The following is a 25,678-nucleotide window of genomic DNA, read 5'->3' as shown; positions in this document are numbered from 1 at the left end:
GGGCTCCGCGGAGTTCCGGGTGACCGAGGGCATGGGCCCCGCGCCGGATGCCCGTACGGCGGAGGCGTGGCGAGCCTTCGGCGCCCGGTTGCGTCAGTGGCGCAGGCGCGCCGGGCTCACCCAGGCCCAGGTGGGTGCCCGAGTCGGCTACGACCACACCGCCATCAGCAAACTGGAGCACGGCACCCGCAGGACACCGCTGCCGCTGGCCCGCAGGCTGGACGAGCTGATGGCGGCGGGCGGTGCCCTCCTCGCCGCCTGCGAGGCGGCGGAGGCCGAGGACGCGGGCGGTACGGGCGAGGAGAGCGCGGCAGTACTTCCCGCACCGGCCCCCGCACGGCAGGGCCCGCTGCCCGGGGAGCCCGCAGGAGGTGCCCTGCTCGCGATGCTGCCGCCGGACATCGTCCTGCCCAGCCGTCTGCCCAGCTACGGGCTGATGTGCCCGGTGCACGGGCGTGACGGCTGCACCGTCCCCGTGCTCGCCGACGTCATCGCCCTGCACTCGGCCTTCTGCTCCCTCGGCCCGGCCACCGTGTCGTGCCCCGCGCTGGACATCGACACGGTGCATGCCCTGACGGCGCTGCTCGCCGTCTGCCTGCGGGCCGACGAGGAGCGCGCCTGGCCCGGAGCGACCGCCGTGGTCGAGCGCACCCTGCACGCCATGCTCCGCTGGATGGCGCTGCCCGCGGCGCCGTACCAACGCCAACTCGCCCCACTGGCCGCCGAGTACGCTCAGTCGGCCGGCTGCCTGCGGCTGCTGTGGGGCCGCAACGCGACGGCGATGGCCTGGCTCGACCGGTCGCTGGTCTGGGCAGGGCTGGCCGGTCATGTCGGAACGGAGGTGGCCGCGCTCAGCGACATGAGCACACTGGCGCGGCTGGAGGGCGACGGCCCGTCCGCCCTCGCCTACGGAGGCGCGATCCGGCAGGCGGCCGCCGGCCGGTACTGGGCGGGCGCGATGAGCGATCTGTACCTGGCGCGCGGACACGCGGTACGGGGCGACGCGCGGCAGACCCTGGGCCACATCGACCGTGCCTGGTCGCAGCTGGACCGGGTCGGGGAACAGGACGAGACGGAGGCGCCCTGGCTGTCCGTCGCCTCCGTACGCCTGCGGGTGGAGTCCGGCGCCGCCGGGGCGCTGCGGGACCTCGCCGCGGCGACCGGGGACCGCCGGCTGGCGCTGCGCGCGGTGGGGGCGGCCCGCACCGCGCTGGGTCTGCTCCCGCCGGGGATGCACTCGGCACGGATGCTGTTCCTGGTACGGATGGCGGACGCCCATGCCTGCGCCCAGGACCCGCAGGCGGCGATCGCCATCGCCGGACCGGTTCTGGACACCACCGAGGTCACCGCGTCGACGCTGCTGGGGCAGGAACTGCGCGGACTGCACAGCCGGTTGGCGGCCCGGCACGACAACCGGCCGGAGACCGACGACTTCACCCGCCGGCTGGCGGCCGTCGTCCGCTGACACACCGGAGGCGGGACGTGTGTGCACACGCCCCGCCCCGGATGGTTCATTGACGGAGGATCAACCGGCGTTCAGCGTCACGTCGTCCACGACGAAGCTGGTCTGCAGATAGGCATCCTCACTGCTGGTGAATCCGAGGGTGACCGTCTGGCCGGCGAAGGCGCCGACGTCGAAGGTCTTCTGGGCGTAGGAACCCTCGGCGTCCACGTTGGAGTACGTCGCGAGCGTCTTGGTGCCCAGTTTCACGGTGAACGTGTCGTACGCGGTCGGGTCGCCCGCCGACTCGTCCGTGTCGGTGCGCAGATAGAACGACAGCTTGTACGTCGAGCAGCCCGACGGAATGGTCAGCGACTGCGAGGCCGTGTCCGAGTGCGTGGATCCCCAGCCCCCGAACCAGGCCGTGTACGCGCCCGTGTGGGCCGGCTTCTCCGATGTCCGGTTGTTGATCACACCGTCCGTCTGGGTCCACGGCTCGACGCCGTCCTCGAAGCCGCCGTTGGCGACGACCTGGCGGGCCTGGCAGCTGCCGCCGCCACCGACGACGAGCGAGTACGTGGTGGCGTGGGTGGCCGTGCCGGTCCCGGTCACCGTGACGGTGTACGTGCCCGCCGCGGCCTGGGCCCCGGCGGAGACGGTCATCGTCGAGGACGAGCCCGACTGCACGGAGGCCGGGTCGAACGAGACGGTGACACCGCTCGGCGCGCCGGAGGCCGTCAGCTTCACGGTCTGCGCGGAGCCGCCGGTCGTCGCGGTGGACACACTCGCGGTGACCGTGCCGCCCGGCTGGACGTTGCCGGTGACCGGCTTCACCGAGACGGAGAAGTCGTCGGCGGGCGCGGTGGTGCCGACGGAGGTCTTCCACACGGTGTAGGCGACCCCGTCGGCGCTGCGGTCGAGTGCCGTCGCGTTGATGTTGGCCGTGGTGTCACAGGCCGAGTGGTAGCAGGAGTCGTAGGAACGGCCCGCCGTGCCGCCCCACTTGGTGGCCTGTGCCGACGTCTTGGTGTCGCTGGCGCCGGTCGCGTAGCCCGAGGTGGGGATGCCGCCCTGCTGGAAGGAGTAGTCGTCGGACCGGCCCTGGCCCTCGACGTTCTCCTCCGGCGCGAGGTTCAGCGAGTCCCAGTACTCCTTCATCGGCGCCGAGGCGGCCGAGTCGACGTTGTTGATGAAGTAGCCGCCGTTGGTCGAGGCCACCATGTCGAAGTTGTAGTACGCCTTGATGGCGCTGCGCTGGGCGGAGGTGAGCTGGCCGACGTAGTACTCGGAGCCCTGCAGGCCCTGCTCCTCGCCGTTCCACCAGGCGAAGCGGACGTGCTTGGTCATGGTCGGGTTCCGCTGGGCCAGTGCGAGCGCGTTCTCCAGCAGGGTGGCCGAACCGGAGCCGTTGTCATTGATGCCGGGACCGGCCGAGACACCGTCCAGGTGGGCGCCGAACATGATCGTCTGGTCGGACGGGCCGCCCGGCCAGTCGGCGATCAGGTTGTTGCCGCGGTAGGTGCAGCTGGTGCAGGTCTGCTCGCTGACGGTGTAGCCGGCGGCTTGCAGCTTGCTCTTCACATAGGCGACGGAGGCCGTGTAACCGGCGCTGCCGGCCCGGCGGTTGCCGCCGTTCTGGGTGGCGATGGTGTTCAGCTGCGTGAGGTGCGCCTGCACATTGGCGACGCTGATGTCCGGTGCACTGCCGCCCGGATTGCCGCCCCCGTTGTCTACGGTCAGGGTGTACTGCGCGGTGTGGCTCTGGGTGCCGTCACCCTTCACCGTGAAGGTGTACGCGCCGGGCGTGGCGTTCGCGGACGCCGACACGGTCATCGTCGAGGACGCCCCGGCCTGCACCGACGACGGGCTGAAGGCCGCGGTGACACCGCTCGGCAGGCCGCTCGCCGTCAGTCCGACCGTCTGCGCACTACCGGAGCTGACCGCGGTCCGCACCGTGGCCGTCACCGAACTGCCCGGCTTCACGGAGCCCGACCCCGGGTCCAGGGACATCGTGAAGTCGTTGTTGCCACTGGACGTACAGGTCGGGTCGCCGCTCTGCGCGGGCACGCTGATGGCGTCCCAGGCGGCCTTGGTCCGGTCGAAGAGCACACAGCCCGGGTCGAGGTTCTTCGCCGCGGTCAGCGTGGCCGTGCGGTAGCGCTTGTACGTCATCCCGCTCGTCTTCAGCAGCATGCCGCCGTAGAAGACCTTGCCGGCGCTCTGGATGCCGACACCGGTGACCGACGAGCTGTTGCAGGTGGGGCTGGACGGCTTGCCGCCACCCGGGTTCGAGCCCTCGGCCAGCAGATAGAACCAGTGGTTGAGCGGACCGGCCGCGGCGTGCTCCTCGGTGTTGGGTATCGAGGAGCTGTAGCAGTTCGGGTCGCCGATCTGCCCCGGGTTGTACATGATCCGGATCGGCCCGTCGCCGACCAGGTCGATCTTCTCGCCGACGGTGTAGTCGGGGTCGTCGTACGGAGCGGGCTCATTGGTGTACGCCTCGGTCAGGGCGCCCATGATGTCGCCGGTGGCCTCACCGAGACCGGACTCGTTGTTGGCGCCGCCGGGCGTGAACTGGTCGATGCCGTGGCCGAACTCGTGGCCCACCACGTCCATCGCGCCGATCCACTGATTGGCGTTGTTGTGGCCGATGGAGACCGACGAGCCGTCCCAGTAGGCGTTGACGTCGTTGAGCCCGACCTTGACCGGCCAGCTGCCGCCGTTCCCGTCGTGCCCGTTGCGGCCCAGCCAGTCCTTGAGCATGTTCCACTCGTGCTGCGCCGCCCACATGACGTCGACGCAACCGGTCTCCTTGCTGGAGGCGTTGCCGGTGCCCCAGGAGTCGCTCGACTTGGTGAAGACACTGCCCGTGCTGTAGTCGGCACAGCTCAGACCGGGCCGGTTCGGATCGCGCAGCGAGTAGCTGCTGCCCGACGCGGTGGTGTCGATGGCCAGCGGTGACGGACCGTTCCACTGGCTGTTGCCGGTACCCGCCTTGACGTCGTCGTAGCTGTCGATCACCTTGCCGGTGCCCGCGTCGACGAAGACATGCAGCCGGCTGGGGGCCTTGGCGGTGCGGCCGGTGAGTACCGTCTCCCACGCCAGCTTGGAGGATTTCTCCGTGGCACGGACCACGAGCCGGCGCGACTCCACCCGCTGTACCGTACGGAGCTTCTTGCGGGCGGTGGTCTCGGCCGCCCCGGCGGAAACGGCCGGCGTGGTCGGCACGTTGATCCGCCGGGACACCGCGGACTGGGTGCCGCGGACCCGGCCCTCGGAGTCGGCCACCACGACGGCGTCCCCGCCGACGACCGGCAGGCCGCGGTAGGTGCGCTGGTACGCGACGGAGTACATGCCCTTGACCCACGGGGTCACCATCTGGCGCTCGTACCGCTCCTCGGGCCCCTTCGCCAGGGTGTCGAGACCACTGGCGGCGGCCCGGTCGGCCGCCGAAACGGCGACCGAGAGCGCGGAGGGGGCGGGCGGGGACGGTTCGGCGGATGCCGACTGGCCGCCGGTGACGACCAGCATTCCGGCGAGGACGGCCAGGGTCGTCCCGGCCGTCATCGGTCTGAGTTTCATCGAGGCTCCTTGATTCGGGGGCCTCGATCACGGGCAGCCGCGTACGATGACGCACTTGCCCCGGCCGTCGTCGGCCGCCCGCGTCCCGGTGTCCGTGATCGAGCGACCGAACACTCACACGTCGCCATGGACTCGTCAACGAACTGCGAGGGGTGCCGGGGGACTTGGCAAGTTTGGTCAAGCCGCGGTGGTGGGATCGCACAACGGCTCCGGTGCGCCGGGTGGTTACTCCAGTCCGGAGATCGTGAACACCGTTCGCGCGTGCCTGCGGTCGATGCGGTCGGCCAACTGCCGCAGTGCCGTCACTCCGCACCGCAGCGTCCCGCGCTCCACGCAGCCGCGGGCGTCCTCGTCCAGCCGGTGCCACAGCGCCGGATTCGCGAGGAACACCTCGGGGTCGATCTCGACCCGGCGGCCGTCGGCGTCCCGGAGCACCAGGCGCTGGGCGACGCCGTCCGACCAGCGCGCCGACACCAGCCGGTCGGTGCGCACGGTCCGCTCGCGCAACAGGACCCGGCAGGAGAGCCACCCGGAGCCGGCGCGGACCCGTGGCGGCACCAGGACCGCACACAGCAGGGCGGCCAGCCCCGTCCACAACAGGGCGCGCGGCCAGGTGAGATGACTGGCCGCCGCATCGACGGCCAGCAGCATCCCGAGGAGCACGACGGCGCAACGGACCGCGAAGCGCAGGTCCGCGGTCCAGCCGTGGTCGTGGGCGGTCATGTCGCGGGGAGGCTTTCCCCGGCCGGTACGACGGCCGGGCGCGCTCCGGATGATGCGGCGTTCCATGCAGGTGACGCTAGGCAGCCGACCGGTCCGACGGGCCTGCGTTGACGAACCGCTGACGTCGCGACGGAGGGTCCTGACGGTTGTTTGACACCTCGCCACCTGGACCGGCCCGGCGGGCCCCCGTGCACGGGGCCTCGTCCGTTCGGGCCCGGCGACGGAGTCAGTCCTCCTCGTCCTCCTCCTCGCCCTGGGCCGGCTGCGCCGGTGCGGACGCGGGGCCGGACGGTTCGGGCCCGGTGGTCGCGGTCGAGCCGGTGTCCGGGGTACCGGCCGAGCCGGAGTCCGGGGAGAACAGGGTCATCCCGAGGTACACGGCCGCGATGAAGGCGACCGTACCGGCGATGGCACTCGCCACCCTGGGCCGGCGCCTGATGGCCTCCCGGGCGCCGGTGCGCCGCCGGACGGGCGCGGCCCGGTCCGCCGGGCGCCGTCTGTGGCCGCCGGGCTGCGGCAGCCGATACGTCGTCACGCCGCCCTGCTCGGCGGAGCCGGGCGTCGGGGCGGGGCCGAACGCGGGAGCGGCTGCCGGGGTGCGCGGAACGCCGGCCCCGGCCGGAGCGGGGGCGGGGGCGGCCGGAACACGGGTCGCCGCGGGCGGAGCCGGGGCGTACATCGGCAGCGGCTCCGGCTGCCCCCGCCAGGCATCGCTCTGGAACCACTCGGCGACCTGCTGGGCGCTGGGCCGGTCCTCGGGCTGCTTCGCGAGCAGCCCCAGCAGATAGGAGTCGAAGGCCGGGGACAGGTCGACACCCCGCTGTCTGAGCGGCACGGGCGGCGTGTCCACATGTTGATAGAGCGTGGCGGTCGCCGTGTCCGAGCGGAACGGCGGATCGCCCAGCAGGAGCTGGTAGATGACACAGCCGAGGGAGTACATGTCGGACGCCGCACCGGCCGTACGGCCCAGGGCACGCTCCGGGGCGAGATAGAGACTGGTGCCGACGATCTGTCCCGTGGTGGTCAGCGCGGCGGACGGGTCGTCGACGAACTGGGCGATGCCGAAGTCGCCGATCTTGACGGACCCCTCGGCGTCCAGCATCAGGTTCCCGGGCTTGATGTCGCGGTGCACGATGCCCTGGCGATGGGCGGCGGCGAGCCCGGCGGCCGCCTGCCCGGCGATCCGGGCGACCTGTCCGGCGCCGAGCCGCTCCTCGGCCGTGAGCAGATCGCCCAGGCTCCTGCCCTCGACGAGCTCCATCACGAGGTAGAAGCGGTCCTCCCAGGCCCCGAAGTCGAACACGGCCACCAGATGCGGGTGGCTGAGCCGGGCCGCGGTCTGCGCCTCCAGACGGAACCGGGCGGTGGCCGACTCGTCCGCGTGGTCGCCCAGCAGCAGCTTCACGGCGACCGCTCTGCCGAGCACTTCGTCCGCGGCACGCCACACCTCACCCATACCGCCACGGCCGATGGGGGATATCAACCGGTACCGACCAGCTACCAGCACCTGTGCACCAATCTCGAATTGTGGGCCGCTTCTGCTGCCACGGCGGCGCCCCGACCAGGGTCGGGGCGGGGTGGGGGGCGCGCGGCAAGATCAGGATATCGGGCCGCCGGACCTCGCGGTTCCGTGGAGCGGCCCAGCCGCCCGCGTCGGGCTCCGGCGGGCGGCCGCGGCCGCGTACAAGGTCCCAGGGACCGAGCCGGTGATCACTTCCGGCCGCCCGCCGCCGTACGGCCCACCGATTCGACCAGTGGAAGCAGCCGGTGCGGCACCCGTTCCCGCAGCGCCACCTCGGTACGTGTCCTGACCACTCCGGGCAACTGGATCAGCCGCTGGATCACATCCTCCAGATGCCCGTTGTCACGGGCCACCACCCGGGCCAGCAGATCCCCGCCGCCCGTGGTCGAGAAGGCCTCGACGATCTCCGGCACCGCGGCGAGCGCCTCGCCGACCTCGTCGAGATGCCCCTGGGTGACCTCCAGGTGGGCGAAGGCCAGCACCGGGTGGCCCAGCGCGGCGGGGGACAGGACCGGCCCGGTACCGGTGATCACACCGTCCCGCTCCAGCCGGTCGATCCGGGCCTGGAGGGTGCCCCGGGCGATGGAGAGGATGCGCGCGTACTCACGGACGCTGGTACGCGGCTGCTCGATGAGCAACCGGAGGATACGGGTGTCGAGGGCGTCCACCGCCATGGTCCGCTGACCTCTTCCTGGTACGACGATCCGGGCTGTGACTGTACCAATGGCACAGCGGAAGGCCCTGCCGGAGTGTCCTGGCCGGGTCCTGACCGCGTGTCATACCTGTAGTCCCTGAGAGCTACGGAAAAGGTTCACACCCCGGTGGGACGCCAACTACAGGGCCCCGTCCATAGCTTCTGTACCGAAGCACCGAAGCGCGGAAGAAACCGAAGCGCAGAAGCCACCAGGTAGGGAAGGAACAACCCGTCATGCCGTCCCATCCGCGCAGATCCCGCCTGCGCCGCGGCCTGCTCGCCGCGCTGGTGGCCGCCTCGGTGGCCGTGCCGGTCTCGGGCGCGGCGGGCCCCGCGGCCGTACCCGCGCCCGCCCCGGCCGTCCGGGGTCCGCTGCGTACCGCCGCGCCCGAGGCCCTTGCCGAGCGGTACGCCGCGACGCGCGCCGACATCGGCGCGGCGGAACGGGCGGCGGTCCGCCACGGTGACCACAAGCGGGCTGCCGCGCTGCACACGATGGCCGGTCCCGCCCGCCGCTTCCTCGCCTTCGACGGCCGCGACGGCGGCCGCGGCGTCGAGGTCGTCGGCGATCTGTCCCACGCGGAACGGATCGCCGTGCTGGTGCCCGGTGCGGGCGTCGACATCGACCACTACTGGCGCTTGCGCAACGGCGCGCTCGCGCTGCGCAAGGAGCTGGGCGAGCGGTCCGCGGTGGTCGCCTGGCTCGGATACAGGACGCCGACGACGGTGAGCCCGGCCTCGCTCACCTCGGGAAGGGCCATCGAGGCCGCCTCCGAACTGGTGCGGTTCACCGGGGAGTTGAAGCGTCTGAAACCTGCGGCCCGCACCACCCTGCTCTGCCATTCCTACGGCTCCGTCGTCTGCGCGCGGGCCGCGCACGGACTGCAGGTCTCGGACATCGTCCTGTACGGCAGCCCGGGCACCGGCTACCGGAACGCCGCCGCCCTGCACACCCCGGCCACCGTCTGGGCGGGCCGCGGCAGCGACGACTGGATCGCGGACGTACCGCACATCGAGCTCCGACTGCCCTTCGTGGACATCGGGTTCGGAACGGACCCCGTCTCGTCCGGGTTCGGCGCCGAGATCTTCGCGGCGGGCTCCGGCAGCCACAGCGACTACCTGAAGACCGGTTCCGAACCGCTGAGGAACATCGCCCGGATCGTGGCCGGAGCGGCCGGATCCGCAGAGCCCCCGGGAGAGCGCCATGCGTGATGTCGTGAGGCGGATCGGATCCGCCACCCCCGCCGACCGCGACCGCGCGGTCGACGCACTGCGCGCCATCGCCATCCTCGGCGTCGTCCTGGGCCACTGGCTGGTGACCGCGCTGGTCGTCGACAGCGGAACCGTGCACGGAGCGAGCCCGTTGCGGTACCTGCCCGGGCTCACACCGGTCTCCTGGATGCTCCAGACCCTCGCGGTCTTCTTCCTGGTCGGTGGGCTGGTCGGTGCGAAGAGCCACGCCTCCGCCCGTGCCAGGGGCGAGAGTTACGGTCAGTGGCTCCGGGCGCGGATGAGCCGGCTGCTGCGCCCGTTGGCCGTGGTGCCGGTCGTCTGGACCGTGGCGGCGTGCACGATGCTCGCCTCCGGGGTGGACCAGGACACCGTGCGCGCGCTGTGCAAGCTGGTGTGGTCCCCGCTCTGGTTCATCGTGGTCTTCGCGGCGCTGACGGCGGCGACCCCGTTGGTGGCGAGGCTGCATCCGCTGTGGCCGTTCGCCGTCGTGCTGCTCGTCGACCTGTACCGGTTCGGCCTGGACGCGCCCGGCGGATTCGCCTCGGTCAACGTGGTGGCCGGCTGGCTGGTGCCGTACTGCCTGGGCGCGGCCTGGGCCCGGGGTGAGCTGCTCGGTCGCCGGACCGGCTGGACGCTGCTGCTCGGCGGCGCCGCGGCCACCGCCGGACTGGTCCGGTGGGCCGGCTATCCCGCGGCCATGGTCGGGGTGCCCGGTGTGGGGATCTCCAACCTCGACCCGCCGACCCTCGCCGTGGTCACCTTCGGCCTCGCGCAGTGCGGGGCGGCGCTGCTGCTGCTCGGCCCGCTGCGCCGGGCGCTGCGGCGCCCCGCGCTCTGGGCGGTGGTGGCGACGGTGAACCTTTCGGCGATGACGGTGTTCCTGTGGCATCAGACCGCGATGATCGCGGTCACCGCGACCGGCCTGGTGGCGGGCGGGGCGCTGCCGGGCCTGCACACCTTGCCCGACCAGCCCGGCTGGGTACTCGCCCGGCTGGCCTGGCTGCCGGCGTTCGCCGCGGCACTGCTGATCTGCTGGCTGGCGTTCCGCGGTCACGAACAGCGGCGGCCGCGGACCGAGAGCCTGGTCGTCCGCAAGGGACGCCCCGCCCGGCCGGTGGCGGCGCGACGTGTCTAAGGTGCGACCCGTGAACCGGGGGAACATGATGAAGCGTGCGACGCAGGCCCTGCGGTCATTGCCCCGCACCCTGCGCAAGGATCTCCTGACGTCGGCGGCCGACCCGAACGGGCAGGCGGGACGGCCGCGTTGGCTGGACTGGCGGCCGGTGCTCACGGTGCCGCTGGTGATGCTCGCGGTGGGGGCGCTCGTCGCGGGCAGCAACCAGTACGCCTTCGGCCTGGGGATGGGCATACAGCTCGGCATCCTGTTCGCCGGGGTCCAGTCGGCGGCGATCGTCATCGCCCTGTACCGCCCGGTCCAGGCCTGGTGGGCGTCGATGCTCGTCATGGTGATGGTGACCCCGTTCGCCGCGAACGCCGGTTCCGGGACGCGGTTCCCGTGGGACGGTGCGTTTCCCTGGAGCGGGGCCGGGATCGCGATGCAGGCCGGGGTGCTGTTCCTGCTCGCGCTGCGGCTGCGCCCCCGGATCGCCGCCGAGACCCTGACGATCACCGTGCTGGCGGGGCTCCTCTGCGGATCGAGCACCCCCTGGCGCAGCGCCAACGACATCCGCCTCGCCATCGCCGGCCTCGTCATCACGGTGGTGATGGGCGTCGCGCTGCGCGGCCTCGCGGTGGCCCGTACACAGCTGGTCGTGCAGGAGGAGCTCACCGCCGAAGAGCGTTCCAGGCGCACCCTGCTGGAGGAACGCAACCGCATCGCACGCGAGCTGCACGACGTGGTCGCCCACCACATGTCGGTCATCTCCATCCAGGCGCAGGTCGTTCCGCACCTGGTCGACAACCCGTCCGACGAACTGCGGGAGAACGTCGAGGGCATCCGCAGGAACGCGGTCGACGCGCTCACCGAACTGCGCCGGGTGCTCGGCGTACTGCGCTCCGAGGCCCCCCTGCCGCAGGCCGCACGGCACGCCCCGCAGCCCACTCTCGAACGGCTGGACGAACTGATCGGCAATGCGCGCGGCGCCGGGCTCACGGTCACGGCCGAGACCACCGGGGAGCCGCGTCCGCTGTCGCCGGGCGTCGAGCTGTCGGCGTTCCGCATCGTGCAGGAGGCGCTCAGCAACGCGATGCGGCACGCACCGGGTGCCCGGGTGCGGGTGGAGATCCGCCACCAGGGCACCGGGGTCACGGTACGGATCACCAACACCGCGCCGGACCGACCCGCCCCGCCCACCACGGGCGCGGGCCACGGCCTGCTCGGCATGCGCGAGCGCACCGCGATGCTGGGAGGCGAACTCGCCACGGGACCGACTCCTGGCGGTGGATACGAAGTCACTGCGATACTGCCCGCACTGCCCGCACTGCCCGCACTGCCCGCACTGCCCGCACTGCCCACTGCGGAACCCGCTGGTCCCGCCGAGCCCACCGACCCTGCCGAGGACACCCGATGACGGCCATCCGCGTTCTGATCGCCGACGACCAGATGATGGTCCGGCAGGGCTTCACGGTGCTGCTGAACGCCGAACCCGACATCGAGGTCGTCGGCCAGGCGGTGGACGGCGCCGACGCCGTGGAAAAGGTGGCCGAACTCGCCCCGGACGTCGTCCTGATGGACATCCGCATGCCCCGGCTCGGCGGCATCGAGGCGACGCGTACCATCACCGGGGCCGCGGGTGCCACCGTCAAGGTCCTCGTCCTGACCACCTTCGATCTCGACGAGTACGTCTACGAGGCGCTGCGCGCCGGCGCGTCCGGATTCCTCCTGAAGGACGCATCGGCCGACGAACTCGCCCATGCGGTAAGGGTGGTTGCGGAGGGCGAGGCCCTGCTCGCCCCGAACATCACCAAGCGGCTGATCGCCGAGTTCGCCCGGGTGAGCGCCGGTCCGCGAGCCCCGCGCAAGGACCGCGCCGGCGAACTCACGGAACGTGAGACCGAGGTTCTGGCCCTGATCGCGCAGGGCCTGTCCAACACCGAGATCGCCGCGCGTCTCGTGGTGGCCGAACAGACCGTGAAGTCCCATGTGGGCCGGATCCTGACCAAGTTGGGACTGCGCGACCGGACCCAGGCCGCGGTCCACGCCTACGAGACGGGCCTGGTGCGTCCGGCCGGCTACTGAGCCGGCTCCATCACCCACGTAAACCCACCCAACACGGCGTCTGCACCCACCACTTGCACCCGACGCCTGCTCCCGCACGCCCGGGAACGGCAGGAGCGGTGCAGCGCCGACCGATTCCGTCCGAATTCCGTCCGAATTCCGTCCGAATGAAGGAACCGAAGAATTCATGGGGTCCACCCTTGTCATTACCAATGACTTCCCGCCGCGTCAGGGCGGCATCGAGACTTTCGTGCACGCGATGGCCACCCGGGTGCCGGACGACGACGTGGTCGTCTACACCTCGCACGAGCCCGGTGACGCCGCGTACGACGCGAGCCTTCCGTTCCCCGTCGTACGGGATGCGAGCCGCACGCTGCTGCCGACCGGCCGGGTGACCCGCCGGGCCGTCGAGATCGCCGAGGCCCACGGCTGCGACCGGGTCTGGTTCGGCGCCGCCGCACCGCTGGCCCTGATGGCGCCGGCCCTGCGGCGCAGCGGCGTACGGCGCATCGTGGCGACCACCCACGGCCACGAGATCTGGTGGGCGAGAACGCCCGGTGCGCGCGGGCTCATGCGCCGGATAGGCGGGAGCGTCGACGTGGTCACGTATCTGGGCCAGTACACGCGCGCCCGGATCGAGCCCGCGCTCGGCCCGCGTGCGCGCATGAGCCGACTGGTTCCCGGGGTCGACGCAGAGGTGTACCGGCCCCGCGCCGGTGCCGGACCCGACCTGCGTACCGAACTCGCACTGCACGGGAAGCGCGTCATCCTGTGCGTGGCCAGGCTCGTTCCCCGCAAGGGCCAGGACACGCTCATACGGGCCCTGCCGCTGATCCGGGACAAGGTGCCCGACGCCGTGCTGGTGGTGGTCGGCCAGGGGCCCGACGAGGCACGGCTGCGCAAACTGGCGGCGCGGCACGCCGAGGGAGCCGTCCACTTCGCGGGCGGCGTCTCGCACACCGATACGCCGCCCTACTACGCCGCGGCGGACGTCTTCGCGATGCCGTGCCGCACCCGGAGGGCCGGTCTGGAGGCGGAAGGGCTCGGGATCGTGTTCCTGGAGGCGGCGGCGAGCGGTCTGCCGGTGGTCGTCGGCGACTCGGGCGGTGCTCCGGACACCGTCCTGGACGGCAGGACCGGCCGGGTCGTGGACGGTACCGACCCCGCGGCCGTCGCCACGGCGCTGACCGGGATACTCCTCGACCCCGACCGGGCGGCGATGGGTGCCGCGGGCCGTGAATGGGTCCGGGAGTCCTGGTCCTGGGACGCGTCGGCCCGCCGTCTGACAGACCTTCTGACCCCCGTCGAGCAGGTGCGGTGACCCTGCCGGGCGAGGAGTAGAGAGCCGCCGCGGGACCGGAGCGCCGCCCCCGTCGACGCCGACCCGCCGCTTCGAGGCGCGGCCCGGGGGCGGTGCGGCCGCCGGTCCGTTGGCTTACTGATGGTGCACCCGGCCCAGTGATGGCTGTGCCAATGGTTCAGTGATACCTGCTCGAGTTGAGCCATGGGCCGCAAGGATGTTGTGATGTACCCGTCGATGGCGCTGCGGATCTCCGCGGCGCCTTTTTCATGCCGGTGCGCAGGGCCGGTGTGCGGAAGCGGGAGCGTTTGGTGCTGAAGAGGATGTTCGTTGCCCCGGACCCGGGTCGAACGAGGCTGCGCAGCGGTGTCCGGGCCGTCCTCGGTATCGGACTGGCCGTCGTGGTGTGCGGTCTGGCCGGCCACTCCCTCGTCGCCGCCATCACCGGCGGCCTCGCCGCGCTGCTCGCCCTGTTCACGGTGCTGGACACCACGGTGCGGGGGCAGGCGATCACCACGGCCCTGCTGCCTGTGGCCGGTTTCCCCGTGCTCGCCCTCGGCGCGGGGCTGCACGACTACCCGGTGGCCCGGGACGTGGCCTTCCTCGCGGTCATCGGCGCGGGCGTGTACGCCCGGCGGTGGGGGCCGCGCGGCCACTCGCTCGGCGTGTTCGCCTTCATGGCCTTCTTCACCACGCAGTTCCTCCACACCCTGCCCGGCCAGTTGCCCGAGCTGTACTCCGCGGTCGCCCTCTCCCTGCTCGTCTCGTCGACCGTCCGCTTCGGGCTGTGGTGCTACGAGCGGCGGCAGCCCGCCGTCGTCGTCGTACCCGCCCCGGTGACCGGTAGCGGGCTGGGCCGGGCGACCACGCGCCAGGCGATCCAGGCGACCGCGGGCGCGGCCTTCGCGCTGATGGCGGGGCTCGTCCTCTCCGAGGAGCGCTGGTACTGGGCCGTGGGCGCCACGTGGTGGGTCTTCGTGAACACCGCCTCACGCGGCGAGACACTGGTACGCGGCTTCCGCAGAGTCCTGGGAACACTGGTCGGCATTCCCATCGGCCTGGCCGTCGTCGTTCCGCTGCACGGGGCGCCTGTGCCCACCGCGGTCGTGGTCGCGGCCGGCGTCTTCGGGATCTTCTACACCGCCGCGGTCTCCTACACCTGGATGGTGTTCTCGGTGACGGTGATGGCCGGGGCGCTCTACGGGCTCCTCGGCGTGCTGGACCCCGCCCTGCTCCTGCTGCGTCTGACGGAGACCGGCGTGGGCGCGCTCGGCGCGATGCTCGCGGTGCTGTTCGTGCTGCCGGTCACCACGCACGCCACGACCGACGCGTGGATCCAGCGGGCCCTGCGCTGTGTGCACGCCTGTACCGCGGAAGCCGCCGCACGGCTCTCGGGATCCACGACCGCTGATCCCACACCCCGGATCGCCGAGCTGGAGGCACTGCTCGGCCGGGTACGGATGTCCCTGGCCCCGCTGGTCCACCCGCTCAGCCCGCTGAGCGCCCGCAAGGCCCGTGCCGGTCAGGTGCTCGCCCTGCTGGACGCCTGCGCACGCGAGGTGCACGGACTGGCCTCCGTTGCGGCGGACCCGGAGGCATCCCACGACGCCCGCCTCGCCGCTGCCTGCTGGCGGGTCGAGGCATCCGTGGAGGCCCTGACGGCCCCTGATCCGCGGCACCGGGCGGGCGTACCGGGCGTCCCGCCGCACTCGGCCGCGGCCGAGCCCGCGCTCGCCCATCTGCACGGCCTGGAGCGGGCACTCGCCGAACTCGCCGCACCGCTGCACAGCGACCCGCGCGCTCCGTTGATGGCTGTGTGAAACGGCCTCGCGGGTGATCGGTGCGTGAAGCGGCCTCGGGCAAGCCCGGCAGCCGAGGCACTGGTCTGGACCTGACGGGCGACTGCTACCGTCGCCCCGGAAGATCACGACGGTACGAACCGTCGTGATCAGTCGGCGGAGAGGGGCAGTGCGGTGAGCAGCGACGACGGCGCGGTACGGGCATTCATCGGATCGTTCACCTCGGCGGGCGGGCGGGGAATCACCGTCGCCGCCGTGGACCAGGAGACCGGGGCGCTGACCGTCCTCGGTGCCACGGACACGGTCCCCGACCCCTCGTATCTCGCCCTGGGCCATGGACCGGGGCCGGGCGGCGGCGCGCTCTACGCGGTCAGCGAGACCGAGCCCGGTGCGGCAGCCGCCCTGGACATCACCGGTGATCTGCCGCAGCCGATCGACGGGATCCGGCCGGTGGACGGCAACGGCCCGACCCATCTCGCGCTCGCGGGCGGTCATCTGCTCACCGCCAATTACGGCTCCGGCAGCGTCAGCGTCCTGTCCGTGCGGGCGGACGGCTCCCTCGGCCCGGCCATATCCGTGCTCCGGCACGAGGGCAGCGGCCCCGTCGCCGACCGTCAGCGGGCGCCGCACGCCCACCAGGTGCTGCCGGACCCGTCGGGGAACTGGGTGCTCAGCGTGGACCTCGGGACCGACTCCGTACGGATCTGCGCGCTCGACCCGGTGACCGGGGCGTTGCGGCTGCACAGCGAGACGGCCCTGCGGCCGGGCACGGGCCCGCGCCATCTGGCCTTCCACCCCGCCGGCGGTCACGCCTACGTCCTGAACGAACTCGAACCGACCGTCACCACATGCAGGTGGAACGCCGCCGCGGGCGCCCTGGAACCGGTCGGGGAGACATCCGTGCTGCCCACGGAACCGGCGGAAGGCGGCGACCCGGCGACCTACCCCTCCGCGGTGGTCGTCTCGCACGACGGACGGTTCCTCTGGACCGCCAACCGGGGGCACGACAGCATCTCGGTGCTGGCACTCGACACGACCGGCGAGCAGGCGACCCTGGTCACGACCGTGGACTGCGGCGGGCACTGGCCGCGCGACCTCGCACTCGACCCCACCGGCCGCCGGCTGTACGCGGCCAACGAGCGGTCCTGCGACGTCACCTGGTTCGACATCGACCCGGCGACCGGCATCCCGCGTCGCGCGGGCTCGCTGGATGCCCCCGCCGCGTCCTGCCTGATCTTCGCCTGACCCCACGCCACGCACAGCACGATCGCCGGACGGGCCCGGAGAATCGGGCCCGTCCGGCGATCATGGACCGACGGGCTGCCGGGCGCACCCGGCACCGGGTCAGTGCGCCTGGGCACCCTGCGGCGCAACGGGCGTGATCCCGAGCGTCGTCATGTACATCGACAGCACGAGCTTGCCGATCGCCGGATACGCGCCGAGCGGCTCGGCCGTCGCGCAGCCGGCCTCCTTCGCGGCGGCGTCCAGCAGCCCCTCGGCCACCTCCGGGCCGACGAGGTACGGGGCCACCGCGAGCTGCACCGAGCCGGAGCTCGTGAGCTGCTCGGCGATCGACGCGACTGAACCCTCGACGTCGAGCGCCGCGGCCATCACCGGTACCGCGAGCCGGGCGGCCAGCAGCATGCCGGTGATCCCGGCCGCCTGCACCGCCTCGTCGCCACCCACCGTGGCCAGCACGATGCCGTCGGCGGCCGTGGCCACCGTGAAGAGCCTGGCCCGGTCGGCGCGGGCCAGCCCGGCCTCGGAGAGCCGCACGTGCAGTGCCTCGGCGAGCAGCGGGTGCGGGCCGAGCACATCGGTCAGCTCGACCTGCGTACCGCTGTCCATCACGGCCTGTCGTATCCGCCGGATCAGGGCGCTGTCCGGCCCCGCGAGCAGCGGCACGACGACGGCGGACGGCCCCGCGGGCTCGGCGGCCTCACGGCCCGCGGCCTGCGCCTGCTCGAAACGCGCGACGCGCTCGGAGGCGCAGTGGGTGAGTACGGCGGAGAGCGTCGGGTACTCGGCATCGTCGCCGTCGAGGTAGCCGATCCGGGCGTTGAGGCCGGGCAGCTCGGAACGGGCGATGCTGATCACCTCTTCGGCCAGACTGCGCGTGGCCGGAGAGGGGGTGCCGGGAACGGCGAGAACGAGCGCGGCAGCGCCCTCGGGTGCGACCACGGGCTCCGGGCGGCGGTGCCGTCCGGACTGGCGAGGTCGCGGCATTCGTACAGGCAGGCCGGAAGCGGGCCCAGTGGGGGTGCTCATGGCGCCGCATGCTACTGGTTTTGGGTGCGGCTCTGTTCGGGGAGGGCCCAGGCAGGCGTTATCTGTCCGCTTTTATCCGATGAGCGGCTTACTGGTCGACTGTTCCGCTCTGTCGGTATCTATTCGGGCTTCTGCTCAGGCCCGTCACCAGACACCCGGAGCAGCGTCGGGTGGCGGGGCAGCCGCAGATCCCCGGTCGCCAACGCCCGGGCGATGGACAGCGCACCGGTCAATGGATCACCCGAACCGGGGACCGCCCGTGCCTGCGGAAGCTGTCGGGACAGCTCCTCGCGCAGTGGCACGAGCAGCGGATCGCCCATCCGGAACAAACCGCCCGTCAGCGCCACTTCGCACGGCTCGCCGTCGGCCCCCGCCTTCGGGCACACCGCCGCGGCGGCCTCCGCGATGTGTTCCGCCGCCTCGCGCAGAATGCCCGCGGCGACCGGATCGTGCCCGGCGCACGCGGCGACCTCGGGCGCGAACGAGGCCAGCACGGCAGGCCGGTCGGTACGCGGATAGAGCAGCCCGGGCAGCTCCGGCGCCGACCCGAACACTGCCTCCAGCCGGGACAGCAGAGCGGCGGATCCGCCGCGCCGCCCGTCATGGGCACGCATGGCCGCATCGAGCCCGGCCCGGCCGATCCAGGCTCCGCCGCCGCTGTCGCCCAGCAGGTGCCCCCAGCCGTCGGCCCGGCGCCAGCTCGTCAGATCCGTACCCAGCGCGATCATGCCCGTGCCACCCGCGACGACCGCCCCCGGGCGCTGACCGACCGCACCCGCGTACGCGGTCACTGCATCGGCGGCCAGAGCCAGCCGCCGCACCCCGAGCGCGCCCTCCAGGGCCGACGGCAGCTCCGCGCGCAGCTGCCCGCCGAGCGTCGCCATGCCTGCGGCGCCGATCGCCACGGCGCCGATTCCGGAGCCGTCCCCTCCGCCGCACTGCTCCAGCAGCCGTCGGGCGGCGGGCAGCAGTTGTTCCAGCAGATGGTCCGCGTCGATCCCGGCCGGTCCGGTGCGCACCGGACCGTCACAGACCGCCGTCGCCACCGGGGCGGACAGGCCGACGGCACCCAGCGCCACGCGCAGCCCCGAACCGCCCGAATCCACGCCGAGCACATACGGCCCCGACGCGGCCGTCGCCGCGCCCTGACGCACACGAGCGCCGGTGCTTTCCGGCGATCGCCTCGGTGAGCTCATGGACCGGCTCCAGGAAGGAAGAGGAATGACGGCCGCAGCCTATCCCCAGTACCGCGGGCCCGGTCCGGGGGAGTGCGAGTTCGGCTTCGGGGAGCGAGAGTTCGGCAGCTCGGGCCGGGGGCGGGCCGTTTACGCCGGTAGAGTGACGTCCCGTGGCACCACGACCGTTGAATGAAGTAGTCGAGCCCGGCTGGGCCGAAGCACTCGCCCCCGTGGCCGGACGCATCGCCGCGATGGGCGATTTCCTGCGTGCGGAGGTGGCGGCGGGACGCACCTATCTGCCGGCCGGAGCGAACGTGCTGCGCGCATTCCAGCAGCCCTTCGACGAGGTACGTGTCCTGATCGTCGGTCAGGACCCCTACCCGACGCCCGGAATGGCGATGGGGCTGAGCTTCTCCGTGGCCCCCGAAGTACCTCAGGTACCCGGCAGCCTGGAGAACATCTTCCGGGAAATGCACACGGACCTGGGGCTTCCGCGTCCGTCGAACGGCGATCTGACGCCATGGACGCGGCAGGGCGTACTGCTGCTGAACAGGGCGCTCACCACGGCGCCCCGCAAACCGGGCGCGCACCGCGGAAAGGGCTGGGAGGAAGTGACCGAACAGGCCATCCGGGCCCTGGCCGCCCGCGGCAAGCCGCTGGTGTCCGTGCTGTGGGGGCGCGACGCCCGCAATCTGCGGCCGTTCCTCGACGGCTTCCCGGCGATCGAGTCCGCGCACCCCTCGCCCATGTCGGCGGACCGCGGCTTCTTCGGCTCGCGCCCGTTCAGCCGCACCAACGAACTCCTGCTGCGCCAGGGGGCCCAAGAAGTCGACTGGCGGCTGCCGTAGCGCCCCGGTCCGGGCATCACACAGGCCCGGGGCACACGCCTCGCCGATCCGGAGTGGCACCGGCTCCTTCGCGGGGCCGGTGCCATGTCCTTGGCTGGCGCGCTGCGTGTCCCTGGTCAGGACGCGTCGCGCACCGTGCCGGTGAACACCGGCCCTTCCTGCGGCTCCCAGGACTCGTCGTAGGTGATCATCCGCAACCGCAGGGATTCCTCCGGCTCCTTCAGCCCGTCGGTGACCGTGGGCACGGTCACCTCGGTACTCAGCTCACCGGCGGGCAGGCTGACCGGTAGATACGGCGTCTCCACCACCTCGGACAGCGGCCGGGCCGGGCTCGGCGACTCACCGAACGTGTCCCGCAGCCATGACTCGTCGACGTCCAGGCTGGACAGCTCCGCCCCCCGTTCGACCGGCAGGATGTCGAAACCGATGGAGCCCATGTCGACATCGGTGACCTCGGAGAGCGAGATCCGCCAGCGCAGGCTCTGCCCCTCGGTGACATGGTCCGCGACCGGCTTCACCTCGATCGTGGGCATCGGATCGTCGTTCTTCACGGTCACACCGCCGAGGTGGGAACCGACGACCGCGCCGCGAACCGCCTTGACGTACGCGCTGTGCGAGACGTCGTAGCCGAAGCGGGTGTTGCCCCGTACCTCGACCGGCACATCGATGTCATGGCGGCCCGGACGCACCGTCACCGTCCGGTGGCCGACCTCGTCCTTGCCCGGCTCGGCGACGAAAAGCCGGACCCGGCCGCTGCCGTGCCCGGAGACCCGCACCGGAACGCGGTAGGTCCGGACCCCGGAGTCACCCTCCTCGACCGTGAGACGGCCGATGTCCACGCGCGGCAGCGAGGCCGCCCGAACCGCGGGCGTACCGGGGCGCCAGCCCCAAGCGTCGACCAGCCAGGCCTGCCCCGATTTGCTGCGCGGAGTCAGTTCCAGGGTCTTCACCCGCTGCAGGTCCACCTTGCTCCGCACGGCGGCGGAGAGCGGCACCCGGATCTCGCGGCCCCAGTAGGACGCGGTCCGGTCGCTGCCCGGCAGCCCGTCGATCCGGACTCCACCCAGCGTCACCCGTCGGCCCCTGGTGTCGGTGAGAGCGACGTCCAGGCGGGTGCCGGCGGTGTTGGGCGGCACGATCACCCGGAGTGCCAGCGACCCGGCACCCGCCATGGAGACCGGATGCGCGGGACGGATCCGCACCGCGGTACCCGGCTTCGACCAGCGCATCGCGACCGCGTGGCGGCCGGGCTCCCGCGCGGTCTCCCACATGGCGAAGTGCGGGGAGACGGCGGAACCCTCGGGCGGCAGACAGGCGCGGCCCGGATCGGGATCCACCTGCGCGCACACCCGGCCGCCCGACACGGTCATCGAGGTGTCCGGCAGGAACGCGGGCGTGCGCTTCCCGCCGACCGCGTGGGTGAGCACGCGTGCCGGGCCGGCCGAGGGCGCGCGCCGGTCCGAGCCGTCCAGCAGCGGGCGTACCCGGTCGTCACCCGCGACGAAAAGCCGGGCCGCCGCGGCGATGTACGTGGCCCCGGCGGCCTGCTGCCGGGTGGCGGTGAGGCGGGCCTTCTTGCCCGGCGTGCACACCGGGTCCGGGGTGTCGTCGTCCCAGAAGTCGTCGTCGGCGGGTGCCTCGGCCTGACCTGGCGTCCACTCACTGTTGAAGAAGTTGTGGTTGGCGCCGACCATGTAGACCGCGCTGTGAAGTGCGGCGCCGCGGCTGACGCCGCGTGTGCCGTCCACGTAGATCTGGCCCTGGAGATCGGACACGTCGCCGTCGCAGCCCGGCAGGATGGTCATGGACGGGACATCGGGAACCGGGTTCTGTCCGAAGACGGTCGGACCTATCAGAACGGTGCCGCGAATGCGCCAGCGCACCGGGCCCCGGTAGCCGTCCTGGTCCGCGGGCGGACGGTAGAGGCTGTCGAGTGCGGCCCGGTTGACGCCCTCTCCGCCTCGGGAGTGGCCGACGAGCAGCACCCGGGACATGTCGGCCGGCGGTGCGGCGCGCACCGCCGCGGGTGCCTCGGCCCGTTGGGCGGCCCAGTCCGCCCAACGGGCGAGGTGGAGCCGCACCAGGGACGAGCGCGCCTGGGCACCACCGTCCTCGGCGATGTCGTCCTGCCCGTTTATCCCGTTGGCCGAGATGGATACCGTGACGTAGCCCTGGGAAGCCAGGAGCTTCTGGTCGCGCAGATAGCCTCGATGGCTCGGCACCGGCCGAGTGCCCGCCTCGCAGGGCCAGGAGATGCCCTGGTCGCCCTTGGCGTTGTAGCACGTGTAGTGACGGCCGTGGAGGAACAGTGCGAGTGGGCGGCGCCCTGGTGCGCCGACCGGTGACACCACCGCGGCGCGCATCTCCACCGGGGCGGTGAAGCCGGGCAACCGCACCGACTTCAGGGCGTATTCACCGCTGACGGTCCGGTACTTGCCCGGCACGCCGGGATCGACCGGGTTCACGGGAAGGGGAGCCGCAGGCCGCGCCGCCTCGGCGGCGCGCCGGGCGTCCGGGGCCCGCCGGGCTCCGGACGCGTCGAGACGCCGTCCGCCCGCCAGTGCCCTGAGGCTCGTCACCGGCCCGATGCGCGCGCCGTCGAGCTTCAGCCGGAACGCACGCCGGTCCCGCGTGGCCACCGGCCGGCCGAGGAGCTTGTCCCCGGCGTAGAACTCGACACGGGCATCGCCCATGGGCACCGGGCCGGGCGAGGTCCAGACGAGCTGCTGCCCGTCTCCCGTACCGGTGATCCGCCAGCCTGCCGGGAGCCGGTCGTCCGGCCCTCCCGTCGAAGCGGAGGGCGATGCGGAGGGTGTTGCGGAGAGCGGTGCGGAGGATATGGAATCGGCGGAGCGCTGCGTGTGTGCCGGTTGCGGCGAAGCGCGCGCCAACTCCGGCCATCCCACGGTCAGGGTGAGTACCGCCAGTGCGGCGGTAACCGTGCGCGAGACACGGATCAAGGTGGTCCTCCTGGTCATCGGCCTTCTCGAACACCCCGGAGATCCCTGGAGATCCCTGGGCCCCCGCTCCCGGAGGACGGAGAGCGAAGCCCAGAGGTTGCCTCGGACCGCGTCACATGGCGCGGAACTGCTGCTTCGGGGGAATGAGTTGGGCAGATGACCGGCCGGAACGAGCCATGTGTCGGCACGCCGCCGGCCGGGGGCACCGGATGGTCAGGCGTCGGCTGCGCGTACCCGCTGCCGGTGGTCAGGCGTCGATCACACGCACCGGCTGCGGGTGGTCAGGCGTCGATCAACGCCGCCCGCACGCACAGGACATCCGGCAGATGCGAGGCGAGCTGCTGCCAGCTGTCCCCGTCGTCCGCGCTCGCGTACAACTCGCCGTTGCGATTGCCGAAGTAGACACCCGCCGGATCGGCGTCGTCCGTACAGAGCGCGTCGCGCAGCACCGGGCCGTAGTGTGTCTCGGCGGGCAGGCCCGCCGACAGCGGCTCCCAGGTGATGCCCGCATCGGTGGTACGGAACACCCGGCAGCGGTGCTCGGCGGGCACCCGGTCGGCATCGGCGTTGATCGGGAAGATGTACGCCGTGTCCGCGCGGTGCGGGTGCGCGGAGACGGCGAAACCGAAGTCGGACGGCAGTTCCTGCCCGATGTCGGTCCAGTTGTCCCCGGAGTCGTCGCTCCGGAACACTCCCCAGTGGTTCTGGAGATAGAGCCGGTCGGGATCGACCGCGTCCCTCGCCACCTTGTGGACGCACTGACCGAACTCCGGATCAGGGTCGGGGAGGAAGACCGCGGACACCCCCTTGTTCGACGGAGCCCAGCTTGCACCGCCGTCCTTGGTGCGGAACACCCCGGCCGTGGAGACCGCGACGGTCACGGCGCGGGCATCCCTCGGGTCCGTCAGGATGGTGTGCAGCCCCTCACCACCCCCGCCGGGCACCCATTTCGAACGCGTCGGGTGCTCCCACAGCGGGCGGACCAGCTCGAACGACTCCCCGCCGTCCTCGGAACGGAACAGCGCGGCGGGCTCGGTCCCCGCGTACACGACATCGGGCGCCTCGGGGCCCGCCGGATGCAGCTGCCAGACCCGCTCCAGCGATGTCTCGGTGAACCGGGGGAACTTCACGGCCGGTTGCTCCGGTTCGACCCAGGTCCTGCCCAGATCGTCCGAGCGGAAGACCGACGGGCCCCAGTGCGCGCTGTCACCGCCGACCAGGAGCCGTGGGACCTGCCTGCGGGTGTCGATGGCGATCGAATAGATCGCCTGGGCATTGAAATGCGGGCCGTCGAACTCCCACGAGCCACCGCTCCTGCGGCCGATGAAGAGTCCCTTGCGGGTGCCCACGGTGAGCAGTACGTCGGTCATGGCCGAACCTCCCGAAACGCCGTTGTGTCGGATACGGGCCAGTCTGCACCCGACCACTGACAGAGGCCCGCAGGGCAGCCCCTGACACCCGGGCCCTGTTGCGTCACGGTCGGCGGGAGTACGGTGCAGCAGACGTAGAAAGCGCTTGCCGAACCTCATGATGCCTGCATGTGAACACCATGTGGGCCGCATGGCAGAGAGACCGAGGAGCAGCTGTGCCGACCTTCGAAGGGTTGCCCGGAGCCGTCGCCGTGTCCCACCTGCGGGTGTACGACTGGCCCACCGCGGACGGCCTGCGCGGCGGGACGCCCCATCTCCACCTCACCTGTTCCGAGGGGTACGTGGTGGTCGGCGGTACGGGTTCGGTGCAGACCCTCACCGCGTCGGGATTCAGGCAGACGCCACTGGTTCCGGGCGCGCTGGTGTGGTTCACACCGGGCACGATCCACCGGCTCGTCAACGAGGACGGGCTGCGCATCGTCGTCCTCATGGAGAACAGCGGGCTGCCGGAGGCGGGCGACGCCGTACTCACCCTGCCGCCGGATCGACTGGCGGACCCCGATGCCTATCGGGCGGCGGTCGCCCTGCCCGCCGATGCCTCGGAAGCGGATCAGGAGCGGGCCGCCCGCGCCCGCCGCGATCTCGCCGTCGAGGGCTTTCTCGCCCTCCGCCGGACCACCGAAGCGGGCGACCCCGAGCCGCTCGCCGCGTTCCATCGGGCCGCGGCCGCACTCGTACGCCCGAAAGCCGAGGACTGGCGTGCCCGCTGGCAGCGGGGGGCCGCCGCCGCCTCCGAGGTGACCGGTGCTCAGCTCGACGCCGTGGCACGCGGCGACGCCGATTACCTCGCCGACGCCTGTGTACAGGCCGAACAGCCCTCCGCATACGGAAAGTTCGGCATGTGCGGCCGCCTGGACGTCTACCGGGGCTGACCGGCTCCGGCGGCGTCACGGGCGGTTCCGCCGGTGGCGTCGTCGTCGGCGGCGGTGTCTTCGAGGGCGTCGAACGCGGCGGAGCGGGTCAGGACCCGGGTCGTGGTGCCGTCATCCTCCACCGTGTCCCGGACATGCCGGAAACCGATCCGGCCCAGCAGCGCCAGTGACGCGTCGTTCTCGGCGGCCACCGTGGCATGCACCTCGGTGAGCCCGAGCGTGTCGAACCCGTACCCGGTCAATGTCTGTGCGATCTCGGTGCCGAACCCCTGCCCCCACGCGGTGGTGGCCAGCGCGTAGACGATCTCGTGGCCGTCCACGTCCGGGGACGGCTTGATCTCCGCGTGGCCGACGAACCGGCCTTCGTGCCGAACCGCCCAGACATCGAACAGGTCCTGTGCGTACACCTTGCTGAAGATCCGTCCGAACAGGGCGCGGTCCTCGGCCTCGGTCTGAGGTCCTTCCCCCATCCAGCGGGAAACCCGGGTGTCCTGGAAGAGCGCGACGAAGTCCTCCTCGTCGTCCGGCGTGTACGGCTCCAGGCGCAGGCGTGCGGTGTGCAGGGCAAGGGTGGTCATGGCCGGTGACGGTACGCAGGGCCCCGGGCGGCCCGCAACGCAATACTCACCGCCCTGAGGCGGCTGCCGCCC

19 protein-coding genes are annotated in these 25,678 nt (G+C 72.2%); 10 read left to right on the top strand and 9 right to left on the bottom strand.

The window, feature by feature from the left end; genetic code table 11:
- Positions 1 to 19: 19 nt before the first annotated feature.
- Complete coding sequence (locus OG978_RS05640; RefSeq protein ID WP_326764125.1) at positions 20 to 1,465, top strand: helix-turn-helix transcriptional regulator; 1,446 nt, start codon at positions 20 to 22, stop codon at positions 1,463 to 1,465.
- A 60-nt stretch (positions 1,466 to 1,525) separates the two neighbouring features.
- On the opposite strand, the gene OG978_RS05635 is transcribed toward OG978_RS05640, so the two are convergent.
- From OG978_RS05635 to OG978_RS05620, 4 genes are all read right to left on the bottom strand, one after another.
- Positions 1,526 to 5,008 carry a M28 family peptidase gene (locus tag OG978_RS05635; RefSeq protein ID WP_326769938.1) on the bottom strand — a complete coding sequence of 1,161 codons (3,483 nt, stop codon included), beginning with the start codon at positions 5,006 to 5,008 and terminating at the stop codon, positions 1,526 to 1,528.
- A 240-nt stretch (positions 5,009 to 5,248) separates the two neighbouring features.
- A complete protein-coding gene (locus OG978_RS05630) occupies positions 5,249 to 5,812 on the bottom strand; it encodes a hypothetical protein (protein ID WP_326764124.1) in 564 nt (187 codons plus the stop codon).
- A gap of 160 nt (positions 5,813 to 5,972) precedes the next feature.
- Positions 5,973 to 7,202, bottom strand: coding sequence for a serine/threonine-protein kinase (locus tag OG978_RS05625; protein WP_326764123.1), 1,230 nt, complete (start codon positions 7,200 to 7,202; stop codon positions 5,973 to 5,975).
- 254 nt (positions 7,203 to 7,456) lie between these two features.
- Positions 7,457 to 7,942, bottom strand: a complete 486-nt coding sequence (locus OG978_RS05620; protein WP_326764122.1) for an Lrp/AsnC family transcriptional regulator — start codon at positions 7,940 to 7,942, stop codon at positions 7,457 to 7,459.
- 254 nt (positions 7,943 to 8,196) lie between these two features.
- Here OG978_RS05620 and OG978_RS05615 point away from each other — a divergent pair, with 254 nt between their 5' ends.
- The 7 genes from OG978_RS05615 to OG978_RS05585 all read left to right on the top strand — a co-directional run bounded on the left by OG978_RS05615 (position 8,197) and on the right by OG978_RS05585 (position 16,717).
- Positions 8,197 to 9,174 (top strand): alpha/beta hydrolase, encoded by a 978-nt coding sequence (locus OG978_RS05615; protein ID WP_326764121.1) that lies wholly within the window; start codon positions 8,197 to 8,199, stop codon positions 9,172 to 9,174.
- A complete protein-coding gene (locus tag OG978_RS05610) occupies positions 9,167 to 10,330 on the top strand; it encodes an acyltransferase family protein (protein ID WP_326764120.1) in 1,164 nt (387 codons plus the stop codon). Before OG978_RS05615 ends, OG978_RS05610 begins: the two co-directional genes overlap by 8 nt.
- 25 nt (positions 10,331 to 10,355) lie before the next feature.
- Positions 10,356 to 11,726, top strand: coding sequence for a sensor histidine kinase (locus OG978_RS05605; RefSeq protein WP_326769937.1), 1,371 nt, complete (start codon positions 10,356 to 10,358; stop codon positions 11,724 to 11,726).
- Positions 11,723 to 12,394: a response regulator transcription factor gene (locus OG978_RS05600; protein WP_326764119.1), complete on the top strand. Its 672-nt coding sequence runs from the start codon at positions 11,723 to 11,725 to the stop codon at positions 12,392 to 12,394. Before OG978_RS05605 ends, OG978_RS05600 begins: the two co-directional genes overlap by 4 nt.
- Positions 12,395 to 12,560: 166 nt before the next feature.
- Complete coding sequence (locus OG978_RS05595; RefSeq protein WP_326764118.1) at positions 12,561 to 13,694, top strand: glycosyltransferase family 4 protein; 1,134 nt, start codon at positions 12,561 to 12,563, stop codon at positions 13,692 to 13,694.
- 290 nt (positions 13,695 to 13,984) lie between these two features.
- Entirely contained in the window at positions 13,985 to 15,493 is a 1,509-nt protein-coding gene (locus OG978_RS05590; protein ID WP_326764117.1) for an FUSC family protein, read from the top strand.
- 153 nt (positions 15,494 to 15,646) lie between these two features.
- The gene (locus tag OG978_RS05585; protein ID WP_326764116.1) at positions 15,647 to 16,717 is read left to right on the top strand and encodes a lactonase family protein; all 1,071 of its coding nucleotides are present in this window, start codon (positions 15,647 to 15,649) and stop codon (positions 16,715 to 16,717) included.
- Positions 16,718 to 16,816: 99 nt separating this feature from the next.
- Here the strand turns inward: OG978_RS05585 and OG978_RS05580 are convergent, their stop codons facing one another.
- Together OG978_RS05580 and OG978_RS05575 are read right to left on the bottom strand one after the other, a co-directional pair.
- Complete coding sequence (locus OG978_RS05580) at positions 16,817 to 17,740, bottom strand: sirohydrochlorin chelatase (RefSeq protein ID WP_326764115.1); 924 nt, start codon at positions 17,738 to 17,740, stop codon at positions 16,817 to 16,819.
- A gap of 119 nt (positions 17,741 to 17,859) precedes the next feature.
- On the bottom strand, positions 17,860 to 18,936 hold the full coding sequence (locus OG978_RS05575; RefSeq protein ID WP_326764114.1) for an N-acetylglucosamine kinase: 1,077 nt from the start codon (positions 18,934 to 18,936) through the stop codon (positions 17,860 to 17,862).
- A 152-nt stretch (positions 18,937 to 19,088) separates the two neighbouring features.
- Here OG978_RS05575 and OG978_RS05570 point away from each other — a divergent pair, with 152 nt between their 5' ends.
- Positions 19,089 to 19,766 (top strand): uracil-DNA glycosylase, encoded by a 678-nt coding sequence (locus tag OG978_RS05570; RefSeq protein WP_072486448.1) that lies wholly within the window; start codon positions 19,089 to 19,091, stop codon positions 19,764 to 19,766.
- A 116-nt stretch (positions 19,767 to 19,882) separates the two neighbouring features.
- Here the strand turns inward: OG978_RS05570 and OG978_RS05565 are convergent, their stop codons facing one another.
- Together OG978_RS05565 and OG978_RS05560 are read right to left on the bottom strand one after the other, a co-directional pair.
- On the bottom strand, positions 19,883 to 22,726 hold the full coding sequence (locus tag OG978_RS05565; RefSeq protein WP_326764113.1) for a hypothetical protein: 2,844 nt from the start codon (positions 22,724 to 22,726) through the stop codon (positions 19,883 to 19,885).
- A gap of 281 nt (positions 22,727 to 23,007) precedes the next feature.
- Complete coding sequence (locus tag OG978_RS05560) at positions 23,008 to 24,096, bottom strand: WD40/YVTN/BNR-like repeat-containing protein (protein ID WP_326764112.1); 1,089 nt, start codon at positions 24,094 to 24,096, stop codon at positions 23,008 to 23,010.
- A 215-nt stretch (positions 24,097 to 24,311) separates the two neighbouring features.
- On the opposite strand from OG978_RS05560, the gene OG978_RS05555 reads away from it, so the two are divergent.
- Positions 24,312 to 25,028 carry a cupin domain-containing protein gene (locus tag OG978_RS05555; RefSeq protein WP_326764111.1) on the top strand — a complete coding sequence of 239 codons (717 nt, stop codon included), beginning with the start codon at positions 24,312 to 24,314 and terminating at the stop codon, positions 25,026 to 25,028.
- On the opposite strand, the gene OG978_RS05550 is transcribed toward OG978_RS05555, so the two are convergent.
- A complete protein-coding gene (locus tag OG978_RS05550) occupies positions 25,016 to 25,606 on the bottom strand; it encodes a GNAT family N-acetyltransferase (protein WP_326764110.1) in 591 nt (196 codons plus the stop codon). The two genes, OG978_RS05555 and OG978_RS05550, sit on opposite strands and share 13 nt — an antisense overlap.
- Between the last annotated feature and the right edge of the window lie 72 nt (positions 25,607 to 25,678).

The sequence above is a fragment of the Streptomyces sp. NBC_01591 genome, assembly GCF_035918155.1.
Lineage (GTDB): Bacteria > Actinomycetota > Actinomycetes > Streptomycetales > Streptomycetaceae > Streptomyces.
This window is presented reverse-complemented; position numbering and strand designations above follow the sequence as displayed.

Bases quoted from the DNA above. Each gene is read 5' to 3' on its own strand.
- OG978_RS05550 (WP_326764110.1), bottom strand. From the start codon at position 25,606: ATGACCACCCTTGCCCTGCACACCGCACGCCTGCGCCTGGAGCCGTAC.
- OG978_RS05595 (WP_326764118.1), top strand. From the start codon at position 12,561: ATGGGGTCCACCCTTGTCATTACCAATGACTTCCCGCCGCGTCAGGGC.
- OG978_RS05610 (WP_326764120.1), top strand. From the start codon at position 9,167: ATGCGTGATGTCGTGAGGCGGATCGGATCCGCCACCCCCGCCGACCGC.
- OG978_RS05575 (WP_326764114.1), bottom strand. From the start codon at position 18,936: ATGAGCTCACCGAGGCGATCGCCGGAAAGCACCGGCGCTCGTGTGCGT.
- OG978_RS05630 (WP_326764124.1), bottom strand. From the start codon at position 5,812: ATGGAACGCCGCATCATCCGGAGCGCGCCCGGCCGTCGTACCGGCCGG.
- OG978_RS05560 (WP_326764112.1), bottom strand. From the start codon at position 24,096: ATGACCGACGTACTGCTCACCGTGGGCACCCGCAAGGGACTCTTCATC.
- OG978_RS05615 (WP_326764121.1), top strand. From the start codon at position 8,197: ATGCCGTCCCATCCGCGCAGATCCCGCCTGCGCCGCGGCCTGCTCGCC.
- OG978_RS05600 (WP_326764119.1), top strand. From the start codon at position 11,723: ATGACGGCCATCCGCGTTCTGATCGCCGACGACCAGATGATGGTCCGG.
- OG978_RS05620 (WP_326764122.1), bottom strand. From the start codon at position 7,942: ATGGCGGTGGACGCCCTCGACACCCGTATCCTCCGGTTGCTCATCGAG.
- OG978_RS05580 (WP_326764115.1), bottom strand. From the start codon at position 17,740: ATGAGCACCCCCACTGGGCCCGCTTCCGGCCTGCCTGTACGAATGCCG.
- OG978_RS05635 (WP_326769938.1), bottom strand. From the start codon at position 5,008: ATGACGGCCGGGACGACCCTGGCCGTCCTCGCCGGAATGCTGGTCGTC.
- OG978_RS05625 (WP_326764123.1), bottom strand. From the start codon at position 7,202: ATGGGTGAGGTGTGGCGTGCCGCGGACGAAGTGCTCGGCAGAGCGGTC.
- OG978_RS05605 (WP_326769937.1), top strand. From the start codon at position 10,356: ATGATGAAGCGTGCGACGCAGGCCCTGCGGTCATTGCCCCGCACCCTG.